The following is a 14,424-nucleotide window of genomic DNA, read 5'->3' as shown; positions in this document are numbered from 1 at the left end:
CCGGGCGGCTGAGCACTCAGGCACCCGGGCGGCTGAACACCGGCTTCAGAACAGGCTGACGACTCCGTAGAGGGCGAGGCTGAGGAGGAATCCAACGGTTCCGAGCAGCGTCTCGGCGACGGTCCAGGTCTTCAGCGTCGTCTTCGTATCCATACCGAAGAAGCGGGAGACCAGCCAGAAGCCGGAATCGTTGACGTGGCTGGCGAAGACCGAACCGGCGGCCAGCGACAGCACGATCGCCACGACCTGCAGGCTCGAGAAGTCCGGGTTGCCGACGACGATGGGCTGGACGAGCGCCGCCGCTGTCGTCAGCGCCACGGTGGCCGAACCCTGTGCGATGCGCACGATCGCGGCGATGACGAAGCCGGCGACGATGACGGGCAGGCCGAGGGCGGACAGTGAATCGGCGAGGGAATCGCCGATGCCGCTGGCGCGCAGCACTCCGCCGAACATTCCGCCGGCACCGGTGATGAGGATGATCGAGCACACCGGGCCGAGGGCTGAGTCGACGACGGACTCGATGAGCGAATGGTCCTTCCTCTGCTTCCACCCGAGCAGCCACATGGCGATGACGACGGTGATGAGCAGGGCGATCGGGGTCTCGCCGAGCAGCCGCAGGGAGCTGATGAACACCGATTCGATATCGACCCACCCGGCCTCACCAGCGAAGTTCAGTCCGGTGTTGAAGAAGATGAGCACGAGCGGCAGGACGAGGAGGAAGATGACGTGGCCGAGTTTCGGACGTGAGGCGAAATCGGCGTACGAGTCGTCCTTTCCGGCCGAGAGCACCGTGGGGACGGCGACGTCGATGCGCTTTCCGATGATGAGTCCGAACAGGTATCCGGTGAGATACCAGGCTGGGATGGCGATGATGATTCCGCAGATGAGGACGAGTCCGACGTTCGCGCCGAGCAGTCCGGATGCCGCGACCGGGCCGGGGTGCGGGGGCACGAAGATGTGCATAGCGGAGAACGCCATGGCCGCAGGCATCGCGTAGAGCAGCAGAGATCCGCCGAGGCGGCGTGCGATCGTGAAGATGATCGGCAGCATGACGACGAGCCCGGCATCGAAGAAGATTGGGAAGCCGAAGAGCAGAGAGGTCACACCGAGGGCGAAGGGTGCTCGTTTCTCACCGAAAAGACGGATGAGAGCGTCGGTGAGCACCTCGGCGCCGCCGGAGAGTTCGAGCATCCGTCCGAGCATCGCACCGAGCCCGACGAGCAGGGCCACGGTGGCCAGGGTGGATCCGAAGCCGTCGTAGAGGACGTCGATGAGGTCGCCGGGCATGATGCCGGCGGCCAGCGCCGTGATCACGGAGACGATGACGAGGGCGATGAAGGCGTGGACGCGTGCCTTGATGATGAGCAGGAGCAGCACGGCGATGGCCGCGGCCGCGATTCCCAGCAGGGCCGGAGTCGACAGAGTCCAGGCCAATTCGAGTTCGTTCATTGTTCCTCTTCCTTGAGGTCAGGTGGATGGGCGGACGGTGGACGGGACGATCATGCGTTCAGCCGCTTCACGGAGTCGAGGATGGCATCCAGAACCTCGGGAATCGACTGGTCGACGTCGACGGTGGCATGAGCTTCCTCGGCGGCGAGAGGTTCGAGGGTGGCCAGCTGCGAATCGAGCAGATCCGGGGACATGAACTCGTGGTCACGTCGGGCCAGATGGTCGGCGATGACCTCGCGAGGACCGTCGAGGTGGATGAAGACCAATGAGGGTGCCGCCCTGCGCAGCAGGTCACGGTAGGTGCGCTTGAGCGCCGAGCACGCGATGACCGGGGCTGGGGACCGGGCGGCTTCGACGGCGACGCGCTCGAGCCAGGGGGAGCGATCCTCATCCGTGAGCGGCACCCCGGAATTCATCTTCGCTTTGTTCGCCGTGGAGTGCAGATCGTCGGCGTCGACGAATCGACGGTCGAGGGCGTGCGCCACCTGTGCGCCGAGGACGGTTTTGCCGGTTCCCGAGACACCCATGATGACGAGCGGTGGAAGGAAAGGGCTGTGACCCATTACCGAACCTCTCGATAAAATATGAAGAAATATCTATAATCAGTTATTAAAACAGATTTATAGCACCGTAGTGCTGGTGGGAAGCGACTGTCAACACTGCTGATCACAGGGAAGAGGAATGCTCATGAAGGCCGATGTCGCGGTGATCGGAACCGGCGTGATGGGGTCGAATCTCGCCCGCAACCTCGCCCGTGAATCGGGCCGCCGAGTGGCCATCTACGACCGCGACGTCGAGCGCGCCCGGAGTCTCGCTGCGGACTTTCCTGAGGCGGACTTCCTCGTCGCCGCCGACCCGGCCGACCTGGCCGGAAAGCTCAACGAACCGCGGGTGGCGATCCTCATGGTCAATGCCGGAGGCGCCACGGATGCGGCGATCGGCGATCTCGCCGAGGCGTTCGCGCCCGGAGACATCATCGTCGACGGCGGCAACTCCCACTTCCGGGACACGATCGCCCGCGGGGCCCGACTCGAGGGCACCGGGATCGAATTCGCCGGGGTCGGCATCTCCGGGGGAGAGGTCGGCGCCCTGCTCGGACCCTCCCTCATGGTCGGCGGATCGGAGACCGCATGGCAGCGCCTGCGTCCCCTGCTCGAACCCATTGCTGCGAAGGCCGGAGACGAAGCCTGCGTCGATCACATCGGCACCGACGGGGCCGGCCATTTCGTCAAGATGGTCCACAACGGCATCGAATACGCCGATATGCAGCTCATCAGCGAGGCCTTCACCCTCCTGCGCGACGGCCTGGGAATGACACCGGCAGAGATCTCCGAAGTCTTCGCCGACTGGAACACCGGAGAGCTCGAGTCCTACCTCGTCGAGATCACCGCCGACGTCCTCGCCCATGTCGATGAGGCGACGGGACGGCCGTTCGTCGACATCGTCGCCGATGCCGCGAAGGCCAAGGGCACGGGTGCGTGGACGGCGCAGGTCGGCCTCGATCTCGGGGTTCCGGTGCCCACCATCGCCGAGGCGGTCTTCGCCCGTTCGCTTTCATCCGCGGTTGATCTGCGCGCTCAGGGACTCCGATTGGCCGGTCCCCGTCACCGCGCCGAATCGCCGTCGCCGTCGGCAGACGATCGTGCGGCTCGCATCGAGGAGATCGGCAAGGCCCTGCTGCTGGGCAAGGTGATGGCCTACGTCCAGGGCTTCCACGAGATCGCGGTCGGGGCAGCCGAACACGGATGGGACATCGACCTCGGGGCGCTCGCCGGAATCTGGCGGGCCGGGTGCATCATCAGGGCCCGCCTGCTCGATCGCATCGTCGAGGCCTTCGACGTACCGACTCCGCCCGAGAACCTGCTGGCCGCCGACTTCGTCCGCGAGGTCGCCGACCGCTGCCAGGAATCCCTGCGGACGACCGTGGTCGAGGCCATCGGTCACGGAATCGCCGTGCCGGGACTGTCCTCGACGCTGGCCTACTTCGACGGACTGCGCACCGAGGCGGGCAGTGCCGCCCTCATCCAGGCCCAACGCGATCGCTTCGGTTCGCACACCTACGCGCGCACCGACCGTCCCGGAATCTTCCATACCCTGTGGTCGGGGGATCGCAGCGAAGTCGAGCTCTGAACGACCGGGCCGCCTCGGTGACGGGGGACTCCAACGACAGGGCCGCCTCGGTTCGGGGCGAAACCGACCTTCTGCCGCCTCGGCGACGGTCGCTGCGGTCTCACTGATCGACTCTGGTGGCCCGGATGGCGGACTGTCGATATGTTAGAGCCATGACTTTGCCACACGAAGATGTTGACCCAGACGGACTGCTCGAATACTCGGTGGTCTTCACCGACCGATCGCTCAACCACATGTCGCAGCGGTTCGTGTCCGTGATGCAGGAGATCAACCGGATCCTGCGCTCGGCCTACGATGCCGATTCCGCTGCCATCGTCCCCGGCGGCGGCAGCTACGCCATGGAGTCCGTGGCACGTCAGCTGGCCACCGGCAAGAAGGCGCTGATCGTGCGCAACGGTCTGTTCTCCTTCCGCTGGTCGCAGATCCTCGACGCCGGAGCCATCGCCTCGGAGACGACCGTGCTCAAGGCCTCCCCGGACAGCTCCGAGCACCAGTCGCCGTGGTCGCCGGCCCCCGTCGCCGAGGTGGTCGCCGCCATCGAGCGCGAGAAGCCCTCCGTCGTGTTCGCTCCCCACGTCGAGACCGCCTCGGGCATGTTGCTGCGCGATGACTACGTTCGCCAGGTTGCCGAGGCTGTGCACTCGGTCGGCGGAATCTTCGTTCTCGACTGCATCGCCTCGGGTGCGGTGTGGGCGTCGATGACCGACCTCGGTGTCGATGTGCTCATCTCCGCTCCGCAGAAGGGGTGGAGCGGATCGCCGTGCGCCGGCTACGTCATGCTCAGCAAGGCCGGCCGTGCCGCCGTCGAGGCTTCCACCTCGACGAGCTTCGCGATGGATCTGAAGAAGTGGCTGTTCATCGCCGACGAATACGAAGCCGGCCGTGCGCCGTACCACGCGACGATGCCCACCGATGCCTTGGCGCACAATGCCAAACTCATGGCCGAGAGCGAGGAGCGCGGCTTCGATAAGCTCGCCGCCGCGCAGGCCGAACTCGGAGAGCGCGTGCGCGCGGTCTTCGCCGAACGCGGACTGCCCTCGGTGGCTGCGCCTGAGTTCGCCTCGCCGAGCGTGGTCGTCGTCCACACCGACAACCCGAAGCTCGCGACCGGTGCCAGCTTCAAGGAAGTCGGTGTGCAGATCGCTGCCGGCGTGCCGCTGCAGTGCGATGAGCCCGAGGACTTCTCGAGTTTCCGCATCGGCCTGTTCGGTCTCGACAAGCTCGGCGACATCGACGGCACGATCGCGCGCCTCGAGGCCGCTCTCGACTCGATCGGCGTGACCGCAGAAGCCTGAGCGCTCACGGGCGACCCCGCGCGGCCAGAACAACTGCCCACACGCAGTCGCGCAGTTGCCGAGCATCACGCACCGTAACCGGCACTGCCTACAGGCAGAACGCCGGGAAGCATCACTCACCGCTAGCGTCTCTGCCTACCGGTAGTCGCAGCACATACAGTCAGCGCCATAACCTCCCGCTGCAACGAGGGGTTATGGCGCTGACTGTATGTTGTGGCGCCGAGGGTGAGGGACGCTCTGAACACTCGAGTGCCTTATGGCGGGGACGCTCAGACGCCCTCGTTCGCCCAGCGGTGAGCGATGCTCCCGAGCCTCAGGCGGTGTCGCCGAGGGCGACGACGTTGTCGGCAAGCCGTTCGTTGCTGCCGTACATGAAGTGGTTGGCCATGTTCTCGGAGAACCGGCTGGCATCGGTGGTCAGCCCGACAGCCTCGGCGACCTCGCGGATGTGCATCGGGGTCGCGCCGCAGCACACGCCGATGTAGTTGACGCCCAGGTCGTAGGCCCCCTTGGCGAACGCGCCGATCTCGTAGCGGTTGGTCTGCAGCGGATCGAGAGCAGTGGGGAACGTGCGTCCGTGCGGGGAGGCCACCTCGGCGCGGGGATCGGAGAGGTTGAAGAACGTCGGCTCGTCCTCAGTGGTGCGGTAGGGGATCGGCAGGGCGCCGACGTGACAGGACACGGCCGCGCGGATCTCCCCCAGCCACGGCAGCATCGTGGCGGGACCGCGGAAGCAGTTGAGGCCGACGACGTCGACGCCGAGCTGTTCGAGCCGCTGCGCGGTCTCGACGATCCCGACCCCGTCGGCCATCTCCTGGAAGGCCATCGGGGCGAGCGTGAGGACGACGGGCAGGCCGCTGGCCTTGGCGGTCTCGGCGGCGGCGATGGCCTCACCGGCGAAGTAGAAGGTCTCGCCGATGATGAGGTCGGCACCTTCCTCGACCGCCCAGGCGACCATTTCGGCGAACATCGCCCGCACCTCTGCCTGCTTGGACTCGTCGGCGGGGTCCCAGATGTTCGAGTTCGAGATGTTGCCGGCCATGAAGTTCCCGGGCTTGGCGTCGGCGACGGACCGGGCGATCTGGAGGGCGGCGCGGTTGAGCGGTTCGAGCAGATCTTCCTTGCCGATCACGCGCATCTTCTCGCGGTGTCCGTTGTAGGTGAAGGCCTCGACGATGTCGGATCCCGCCCGCTGGAAGTCGACGTGGAGGGAGCGCAGGGCGTCGGGGAATTCGAGGGCCACCTCGGGGACGAACTCGCCGGCGGACAGATATCCGCGCTTCTCGAGCTCGAACAAAAAGCCTTCCGCGCAGATCACGGGGCCGGCGTCGAGGCGTTGGGTCAGGGCGTTGGTCGCGGTCATGGATGCTCTCCGATTCGATGATGTGGTCGAGCCCGGGGGAGCGGCCCGACCCTGGGTATCTCACCATCAAATGGCGCAGCGAGGTCCGTCACATCGACATAAATCGACGCTGATTGCCACGAAAGGACACGGCCCACGCCGAGGCGGCCCGATCGTCAGCCTGCATCGCAGGGTTCCGCTGCGGCCCGGTAAGGACAGTGACCGCCAAGGCGGTCCGATCGTCAGCGGTGCTCGTCGCCGCTGAGATAGACCGGCAGCCGACGGTAGCGCACTGCTCGCTGGGCGGCGCCGGCGGGAACTTCCTGGGTGGTTTCGTAGGTGGCGTTGTTCTGCGGAACCTCGTGCGAACCCGGCAGCGGATACGGCTCGCCCGCAACCGGCGCGGGGGAGGCGAAGGACTGCTGCTGACCCGGGTGCTGTTCGTAGCCGGGGGAGTGCTGGTAGCCGACTCCGGGCATGGGCTGCAGGCCGAGTCCCTGCCGGTCCGGTCCGTCGCCCTCGCTGTAGGTGTCGCCGGGGTGATAGGTGTCGCCGGGACTGACGGCATCTCCACGACGACCTCGCTCGCCGCGGCCACGCTCGCTGCGCCGGTCGGAGTCCTTCGGCCGGAGGAAGGGGAACGGTTTGAGCAGCAGCCCTGTGACGGTCGAGGACCACCAGCGCAGGGCGCGTTCGAAGGGCGACCAGGCCAGCAGGCCCGTCCAGACGACGGCCAGGGCCACACAGATGAGGAGGACGACGGCGTCGTGGAGGACGTTGCGGCTGTCGTCGAGGACCGGCTGCAGGGCGCGGACGACGAATCCGTGGAGGATGTAGACGGCGAGGCTGTTCTTGCCGATCGTCGCGATCGTGTCCTTCGTATTGCTCAACCAGGACAGAAGGGCCAGCGTCAGCAGCACCGCTCCGATGTCGACGATGAGTCGCAGTCCCACACCTTCGGGAACGCTGACGTCGAAGTGGGCGAAGTTGAGGCTGCCGTAGAGCCAGTTGTAGTCGACCTGGTCGAGGAAGAAATATCCGACGGCCGCGAGGGCAGCGGCACTGAGACAGAGTCTCTGCCAGATCGCGAGGCTGCCCGCCCAGTCGATGATCTGCTTGCCGTAGAGCTTGCCGATGACGAAGAACGGCCAGAACGCCATCGTCCGAGCCGCGGAAAGTTCGGTGTCGAGGACCGGCAGCAATCCGCCGAAGAGACCGACGACCAGAGAAGCGACGAGCATCGTGCGCGGGAAGCGCTCGATGAAGGGGACCGTGATCATCCACCACGCCATCGACAGCAGGAACCACGTGTACCAGAACGGCCGGAGGAAGTCGTAGTCGGGATTGAGCCCGAAGAGCCACATCCACCCCCACATGAGCGGCAGCACCGTGGCGAGGAGGACGAAGTAGGTCAGAACCCGTTCGGCCAGCTTGTTCGACTTCGCCGTGATGCCGGCGAGGAAGACGAACGCAGGCATGTGGAACATGTAGATGAAGTACATCGGTGCGCCCAGGATCGGCGACTCCCATGGGGAGGTCCTGGCGAGGAGGTGGCCCAGAACCACTAGGAAGATGAGTATTCCCTTGGCGCGGTCGATGCGATAGTCCCGTGATGACACGCCGATACACTACCGCACCCGGCAGGATTTGGGGAAAGTTCAGACTGTCGCCGAGGCGGTCGCCCGGTCGTGTGCGACGGTGCACTCGTGCGTGCGAACAGGGATGGAAACGACTAGCCGCGGGCGGCGCAGTCCACGCATTTCGCCGCGTAGGGGCGGGCCTCCAGCCGCGCCTCGGCGATGGGTCTGCCGCAGCCGATGCAGGTCCCGAACGTGCCAGCGTTCAGGCGGTCAACCGCCTCGGCGATCTCCTCGAGACGGTCCTCGGACTGTTCGAGCAGCGTCGCGGCCTGCGACCGTTCGAAGGCGAGCGTCGCCCCTTCCGGATCGTGTTCGTCGTCGCTGTTGTCGCCCTCGCGAGCGGCCGAGACCTCATCGATTCCCTGAGTCAGGCGGCTGATGAGCGCCTGCGTCTCCGCCCGCTCATCCTCTAGCCGCTGACGCATCGTTGCTTCGTCGATCACTCAGGCCTCGAGAGCCTCGGACGCTTCGAGCCAGCGCATCTCGAGTTCGTCGAGTTCGTCCTGGGACTCGCGGATCGCAGCCGTGAGCGTGGCCAGTCCCTCGAAATCGGTCTGGTCGTGGGCGGCCATCTCCTCGTGCTTCTTCCCGATCTGAGCGTTCAGCTTGTCCATCCGCCGCTCGATCGACGACAGTTCCTTCTTCGCCGCCCGGGCTTCCGCACCGGAGAGTTTCGGAACCGATGCGGATCCTTCGCTCGCCGAGGCGGCCCCACCGTCACCGTTCCCGCCGGCTCCCGTCGAGGCACCGTTCGGACCGCCTGACGCCCCGTTCGAACCGGCAGTGCCGCGACGTTCCTGTTCGGCCCGCAGCTGCAGGTACTCTTCGACGCCGCCGGGAACATGGCGCAGTCCGTTGTCGAGGATCGCGTACTGCTGATCGGTGACGCGCTCCAACAGGTACCGGTCGTGGGAGACGACGATGAGGGTGCCCGGCCAGGAATCGAGCAGATCCTCCATCGCCGCAAGCATGTCCGAGTCGACGTCATTCGTCGGCTCGTCGAGGATGATGACATTGGGTTCGGCCATGAGCAGCAGCAGAAGCTGGAGCCGGCGCTTCTGCCCGCCGGAGAGCTCCTTGACCCGGGCGGACAGGTGCTCCTTCGCGAAGCCGAGACGTTCGAGCAGCTGGGCCGGAGTGAAGTCCTTGCCTTCGATGGTGAACGAGGTCTTCGATTCGGCGAGGACTTCGCGCACACGGGATTCGGCGATGCGGGCCAGATCCTTGAACTGCTGGTCGAGTACGCCGATCTGTACGGTCTTGCCGCGCTTGACCCGACCGGCATCGGGTTCGATCTCTCCCGAGACCAGACCGAGCAGAGTCGACTTCCCGGCACCGTTGGGGCCGAGGATCCCGGTGCGCTCACCGGGACCGATGCGCCACGTGACATCCTCGAGGATCGTGGTCTCGCCGAAGTGCTTGGATACGTCGAGCAGATCGACGACGTCCTTTCCCAGGCGGGCCGTGGCCATCTTCTTCAGCTCGATCGGATTGCGCACTTCCGGCACATCGGCGATGAGCTGGTTGGCGGCTTCGATACGGAACTTCGGCTTCGACGTTCGGGCGGGAGCGCCGCGTCGCAGCCACGCGAGTTCCTTGCGCATGAGATTCTGTCGCTTCGCCTCGGTGGCGGCGGCGATTCGATCGCGTTCGACGCGCTGGAGGACATAGGCGGCATAACCGCCTTCGAAAGGCTCGACGATACGGTCGTGGACCTCCCAGGTCTTCGTGCACACCTCGTCGAGGAACCATCGGTCGTGGGTGACCAGCAGCAGGGCTCCGGCGTTCCTCGGCCACCGGCCACGGATATGCTTCGCCAGCCACGCGATGCCGTCGACGTCGAGGTGGTTCGTCGGCTCGTCGAGGATGAGCATGTCCCAATCGCCGATGAGCAGAGCCGCCAGGGCCACTCGGCGGCGCTGACCGCCGGAGAGCGAGGAGATCTGCGCATCCCAATCGAGATCGGCGATGAGACCGGAGATGATGTCACGGGCCTGCGGATCGGCGGCCCATTCGTGATCGGCGGCATCACCGACGACGGAGAAGCCCACGGTCGCCGCGTCATCGAGGTCATCGCGCTGGCCGAGCATGCCCAGTCGCAGCCCGCCGCGATATGTCACGCGTCCGGAATCGGGTTCGATGGTGCCGGCGAGCATGCCGAGCAGGCTCGACTTGCCGTCGCCGTTGCGGCCGACGATGCCGATCATGTCGCCGGACTCGACGCCGAGAGTGACCGAGTCGAAGACGACGCGCGTGGGGTATTCGAGGTGGAGGGCTTCTGCCCCGAGGAGATGTGCCATAGCAGTCTCTAGCCTAGTTCACCGCGGTTCGCACGAGTGACCGGACGGGTCAGTCCGGCTGGCCGCCGGCCGCATCGTTTGCCCCGTCCTTCTGTCTCAAACACAAGGCGTTTTCTGTTCGCATTTCGGACCGATAGCCCCACCGCATGACGGATTATTTCTTTTTCATATCGGTGTCCGCGATTGCGGTGCTAGCGGAGCCGCTGAAACGACTTCGGTACATTAGACTGACCGAAACTCATTAAAATATGACAGTTCGTCCAGTGGTTTCACATTTTCGGTAGGGGCAGACAGGGCCCTCATCCGTGTGCACTGTCTGTATCAGAAAAGAGAAAACGTGAAGAAGCTCGCTTCAGCGGTGTCGATGATCGCCGCATCCGCCCTCGTCCTCTCGGCCTGCGGTTCAGGCGAAGGAGGCGAATCCGGTTCGGACTACCTCGCCTGCATGGTCTCCGACTCCGGCGGTTGGGACGATCAGTCCTTCAACCAGTCCGGTCGCGAGGGCATGGAGAACGCGAAGAAGAACCTCGGCATCGAAGAGAAGCTCGCCGAATCGCAGGGCGACGCGGACTTCGGGCCGAACGTCGACAACATGGTGCAGCAGGGCTGCAACCTCACCTTCGGCGTCGGATTCCTTCTCGAGGACACGATCCAGGAAGCCGCCGAAGCGAACCCGGACCTCAACTTCGCGCTCATCGACTCCACATTCTCCGACGCCGACGGCAAGCCGGTGACGATCGACAACGCCAAGGCAGTCGTCTTCAACACCGCCGAGGCCGCGTACCTGGCCGGCTATGTTGCGGCCGCGACCTCGGAGTCGGGCAAGGTCGGCACCTTCGGCGGCATCCAGATTCCGTCGGTGACGATCTTCATGGACGGCTTCGCCGATGGCGTGGACAAGTTCAACGAGGAAAACAAGAAGGACGTCAAGCTGCTGGGCTGGAACAAGGAGAAGCAGGACGGATCGTTCTCCGGTGACTTCGAGAACCAGGGCCAGGGCCAGGAGCTGACCAAGCAGCTCATCTCGCAGGGCGCCGACGTGATCATGCCCGTGGCCGGACCCGTCGGCCTCGGTGCCGCGGCCGCCGCGAAGGAAGCCGGCGACGTCAACCTCGTGTGGGTCGACTCCGACGGCTACGAGTCGACCGAATACGGAGACATCATCCTCACCTCGGTGGTCAAGCAGATCTCGCAGGCCGTCGAAGACACCATCAAGGAAGGCACCGAGGACAACTTCTCCAATGAGCCCTACGTCGGCACGCTCGAGAACGAAGGCGTGGGCCTCGCTCCGTACCACGACTTCGAGGACAAGGTTCCCGAGGACGTGAAGAAGAAGGTCGAGGATCTGAAGAAGCAGATCGTCGATGGCAGCCTGGTCGTCGAGTCTGAGAGCACACCGAAGTAAGCTCGTCGGTTAAACTGCAGGGCCGAGTTCTTTCGGCCCTGCAGTTTTCAAGTTTGTGAGGAGAACCGGAAGCAGTGAAACTCGAGCTTCGCGGGATGACCAAGGTGTTCGGATCGTTCGTGGCCAACGACCATATCGATCTCACCATCGAACCGGGCGAGATCCACGCCCTGTTGGGTGAGAACGGCGCCGGCAAGTCCACCATGATGAATGTCCTCTACGGACTCTACGACGCCGATGGGGGAGAGATCCTCATCGACGACAAGCCGGTGAAGTTCTCCGGGCCGGGCGACGCCGTCGCCGCGGGCATCGGCATGGTCCACCAGCATTTCATGCTCGTGCCCGTGTTCACCGTCGCCGAATCCGTGGCGCTGGGCTACGAACCGACGAAGAGCCTCGGCCTCCTCGACATCAGCGAGGCGCGCAAGAAGGTCAAGGAGATCTCTTCGCGCTTCAATTTCAACATCGATCCCGATGCCCTCATCGAGGATCTGCCGGTCGGCGCCCAGCAGCGAGTGGAGATCATCAAGGCCCTGTCCCGGGATGCCGAGATCCTCATCCTCGACGAGCCCACAGCTGTGCTCACTCCGCAGGAGACCGACGAACTGATCTCGATCATGCGCCAGCTCAAGGAGCAGGGCACGTCGATCGTCTTCATCACCCACAAACTCCGTGAGGTCCGAGCGATCGCCGATTCGATCACGGTCATCCGCCGCGGAAAGATCGTCGGCGAGGCCTCGCCGGAGTCGACCGAGACCGAGCTGGCCAGCCAGATGGTCGGCCGAGCCGTGTCGCTGACGACCGAGAAGGATGCCGCCGATCCCGGCGATGCCACCTTCCAGGTGCGCGGACTCACCGTCGTCGACAAGGCCGAGAACGTCGTCGTCGACGATGTGTCCTTCGACGTCCGTCGCGGCGAGATCCTCGCCGTCGCGGGCGTCCAGGGCAACGGGCAGACCGAACTGGCCGAGACGATCATCGGTCTCACCGAACCGCGGTTGGGCACGATCACCCTCGACGGGAAGAAGCTCGTCGGGGACTCGGTCAAGGACCGCCTCGGTGCCGGGATCGGATTCGTTCCCGAAGATCGGTCGACCGACGGCATCATCGCGGAGTTTGCGATTCGCGAGAACATGATCCTCGACGTCTACGATCGTGAGCCCTACGCCAAGGGCCTGAACATGCGGTCGAAGGTCATCAACGAAGAGGCGAAGAAGAAGGTCGAGGAGTTCGACATCCGCCTCGGCAGCGTCTCCGATCCGATCTCGACCCTCTCCGGCGGAAACCAGCAGAAGGTGGTGCTCTCCCGCGAGCTCGGCCGCGATCTGCGACTGTTCATCGCCAGCCAGCCCACCCGCGGACTCGACGTCGGATCGATCGAATTCGTGCACAAGCGCGTCATCGCCGAACGCGATTCCGGCACCCCCTGCATCATCGTCTCGACCGAACTCGACGAGGTCTACGGCCTTGCCGACCGCATCGCCGTGATGTACGCCGGGCGCGTCGTCGGCATCGTGGGACCCGAGACCTCCCGCGAGGCACTGGGCCTGATGATGGCCGGCGTTCCCGCCGACGAAGCCCTCGAAGCAACGGACGACGACTCAGCCACCACCTCGGCGGAGGAGACCAAATGACGACTGATATCTCACCGGCCGCTCCTTCAGCGGCACCGCCGCCGGAGTCCGAGACCGAGGACGGCAAGGAACAGACTCTGCTCCAGCAGATCATGTCGGGATCCTGGCTGGTCTCGCTGCTGGCGATCGTTCTCGCCCTTCTGTTCGGCGGTGTCCTCATCGCCGTGTCGAACGCGGAGGTCGTCGCGGCGGCCGAGAACTTCTTCGCCGCTCCCGGCGAGTTCTTCGCCACGCTCTTCCAGACCGTCGGCAACGCCTATTCGGCGCTGTTCCGCGGAGCGGTCTTCGACTGGGACGCACGCACCACCGAACGCGCCATCCGCCCACTGACCGAATCGATGGTCTCGGGCACCCCGCTCATCCTCACCGGTCTCGGCATCGCCTTGGCCTTCCGCTGCGGTCTGTTCAACATCGGCGGTCAGGGCCAGGTCATCCTCGGCGCGACCATCGCCGGATTCCTCGGCTACGCGCTGCCGCTGCCTCCCGTCGTCCACATGCTCGTGGCCGCGATCGGCGGAATCATCGGCGGTGCGATCTGGGCCGGAATCGCCGGTGTCCTCAAGGCACGCACCGGTGCCAACGAGGTGATCGTGACGATCATGCTCAACTCGATCGCCGGCTACGCACTGGGCTACCTGCTCAAGCAGAACTGGTTCACGCACACGACCTCGGCGAACCCGCAGTCCCGCGTCATCGACGACTCCGCGCAGATGTTCCTGCTGCTGCCACCGCCGTTCCGTCTCCACTTCGGGTTCGTCATCGCCATCCTCGCCACGATCTTCGTGTGGTGGCTGCTCGAGCGTTCGACGATCGGCTTCGAGTTCAAGGCCGTCGGCGCGAACCCGCACGCGGCCCGGACCGCAGGCATCTCCGTGTCGAAGGTGACGATCCTCGTCATGATCGTCGCCGGTGCCCTGGCCGGACTCGGCGGTGCCGCTCAGGTGCTCGGCACCGAATACAAACTCACCGGCGGAATCAGCGGATCGATCGGCTTCGACGCCATCACCGTCGCCCTGCTGGGACGGTCGAAACCGTTGGGGACATTCCTTGCGGGGCTGCTCTTCGGCGCGTTCAAAGCCGGCGGCTACCTCATGCAGTCCCAGACCGGTACGCCGATCGACATCGTCCTCGTCGTCCAGTCCGTCATCGTGCTGCTCATCGCGGCCCCGCCCCTGGTGAGGTCGATCTTCCGGTTGCCCACACCGGTGCTCAAGCGGAAGGAGGACTGA

At 65.1% G+C, this 14,424-nt stretch carries 11 protein-coding genes; 5 read left to right on the top strand and 6 right to left on the bottom strand.

What is annotated here, in order from left to right:
• Positions 1-45: 45 nt before the first annotated feature.
• Both SB749_RS00140 and SB749_RS00135 read right to left on the bottom strand, forming a co-directional pair.
• Positions 46-1,449 carry a GntP family permease gene (locus tag SB749_RS00140; RefSeq protein WP_410708423.1) on the bottom strand — a complete coding sequence of 468 codons (1,404 nt, stop codon included), beginning with the start codon at positions 1,447-1,449 and terminating at the stop codon, positions 46-48.
• Between the two features lie 50 nt (positions 1,450-1,499).
• The gene (locus SB749_RS00135; protein ID WP_410708422.1) at positions 1,500-2,012 is read right to left on the bottom strand and encodes a gluconokinase; all 513 of its coding nucleotides are present in this window, start codon (positions 2,010-2,012) and stop codon (positions 1,500-1,502) included.
• A gap of 124 nt (positions 2,013-2,136) precedes the next feature.
• Here SB749_RS00135 and gndA point away from each other — a divergent pair, with 124 nt between their 5' ends.
• Positions 2,137-3,579: an NADP-dependent phosphogluconate dehydrogenase gene (gene gndA / locus SB749_RS00130; RefSeq protein ID WP_410708421.1), complete on the top strand. Its 1,443-nt coding sequence runs from the start codon at positions 2,137-2,139 to the stop codon at positions 3,577-3,579.
• A gap of 152 nt (positions 3,580-3,731) precedes the next feature.
• On the top strand, positions 3,732-4,874 hold the full coding sequence (locus tag SB749_RS00125; protein WP_410708420.1) for an alanine--glyoxylate aminotransferase family protein: 1,143 nt from the start codon (positions 3,732-3,734) through the stop codon (positions 4,872-4,874).
• Between the two features lie 313 nt (positions 4,875-5,187).
• Here the strand turns inward: SB749_RS00125 and SB749_RS00120 are convergent, their stop codons facing one another.
• The 4 genes from SB749_RS00120 to SB749_RS00105 form a co-directional block, all read right to left on the bottom strand.
• Positions 5,188-6,237: a homocysteine S-methyltransferase family protein gene (locus SB749_RS00120; protein ID WP_410708419.1), complete on the bottom strand. Its 1,050-nt coding sequence runs from the start codon at positions 6,235-6,237 to the stop codon at positions 5,188-5,190.
• Positions 6,238-6,458: 221 nt separating this feature from the next.
• Positions 6,459-7,835, bottom strand: coding sequence for an acyltransferase family protein (locus SB749_RS00115; RefSeq protein WP_410708418.1), 1,377 nt, complete (start codon positions 7,833-7,835; stop codon positions 6,459-6,461).
• A 113-nt stretch (positions 7,836-7,948) separates the two neighbouring features.
• The gene (locus SB749_RS00110) at positions 7,949-8,299 is read right to left on the bottom strand and encodes a TraR/DksA family transcriptional regulator (protein ID WP_410708417.1); all 351 of its coding nucleotides are present in this window, start codon (positions 8,297-8,299) and stop codon (positions 7,949-7,951) included.
• Positions 8,300-10,156 carry an ABC-F family ATP-binding cassette domain-containing protein gene (locus tag SB749_RS00105; RefSeq protein ID WP_410708416.1) on the bottom strand — a complete coding sequence of 619 codons (1,857 nt, stop codon included), beginning with the start codon at positions 10,154-10,156 and terminating at the stop codon, positions 8,300-8,302. It lies immediately after the preceding gene.
• Positions 10,157-10,493: 337 nt separating this feature from the next.
• On the opposite strand from SB749_RS00105, the gene SB749_RS00100 reads away from it, so the two are divergent.
• The 3 genes from SB749_RS00100 (at position 10,494) to SB749_RS00090 (ending at position 14,424) form a co-directional block, all read left to right on the top strand.
• Complete coding sequence (locus tag SB749_RS00100) at positions 10,494-11,561, top strand: BMP family protein (RefSeq protein WP_236853137.1); 1,068 nt, start codon at positions 10,494-10,496, stop codon at positions 11,559-11,561.
• A 74-nt stretch (positions 11,562-11,635) separates the two neighbouring features.
• Entirely contained in the window at positions 11,636-13,195 is a 1,560-nt protein-coding gene (locus tag SB749_RS00095) for an ABC transporter ATP-binding protein (RefSeq protein ID WP_410708415.1), read from the top strand.
• A complete protein-coding gene (locus SB749_RS00090) occupies positions 13,192-14,424 on the top strand; it encodes an ABC transporter permease (protein WP_139908661.1) in 1,233 nt (410 codons plus the stop codon). Before SB749_RS00095 ends, SB749_RS00090 begins: the two co-directional genes overlap by 4 nt.

Origin of the sequence: Brevibacterium sp. SIMBA_078, assembly GCF_046534565.1 — a bacterium.
Lineage (GTDB): Bacteria > Actinomycetota > Actinomycetes > Actinomycetales > Brevibacteriaceae > Brevibacterium.
Note: the sequence above shows the minus strand (reverse complement) of the source record. Positions and strands in the feature narration are given on the sequence as shown.

What these genes read in the sequence shown, in the direction of transcription:
- SB749_RS00140 (WP_410708423.1), bottom strand. Translation starts at nt 1,449, where the DNA reads ATGAACGAACTCGAATTGGCCTGGACTCTGTCGACTCCGGCCCTGCTG.
- SB749_RS00135 (WP_410708422.1), bottom strand. Translation starts at nt 2,012, where the DNA reads ATGGGTCACAGCCCTTTCCTTCCACCGCTCGTCATCATGGGTGTCTCG.
- gndA (WP_410708421.1), top strand. Translation starts at nt 2,137, where the DNA reads ATGAAGGCCGATGTCGCGGTGATCGGAACCGGCGTGATGGGGTCGAAT.
- SB749_RS00125 (WP_410708420.1), top strand. Translation starts at nt 3,732, where the DNA reads ATGACTTTGCCACACGAAGATGTTGACCCAGACGGACTGCTCGAATAC.
- SB749_RS00120 (WP_410708419.1), bottom strand. Translation starts at nt 6,237, where the DNA reads ATGACCGCGACCAACGCCCTGACCCAACGCCTCGACGCCGGCCCCGTG.
- SB749_RS00105 (WP_410708416.1), bottom strand. Translation starts at nt 10,156, where the DNA reads ATGGCACATCTCCTCGGGGCAGAAGCCCTCCACCTCGAATACCCCACG.
- SB749_RS00090 (WP_139908661.1), top strand. Translation starts at nt 13,192, where the DNA reads ATGACGACTGATATCTCACCGGCCGCTCCTTCAGCGGCACCGCCGCCG.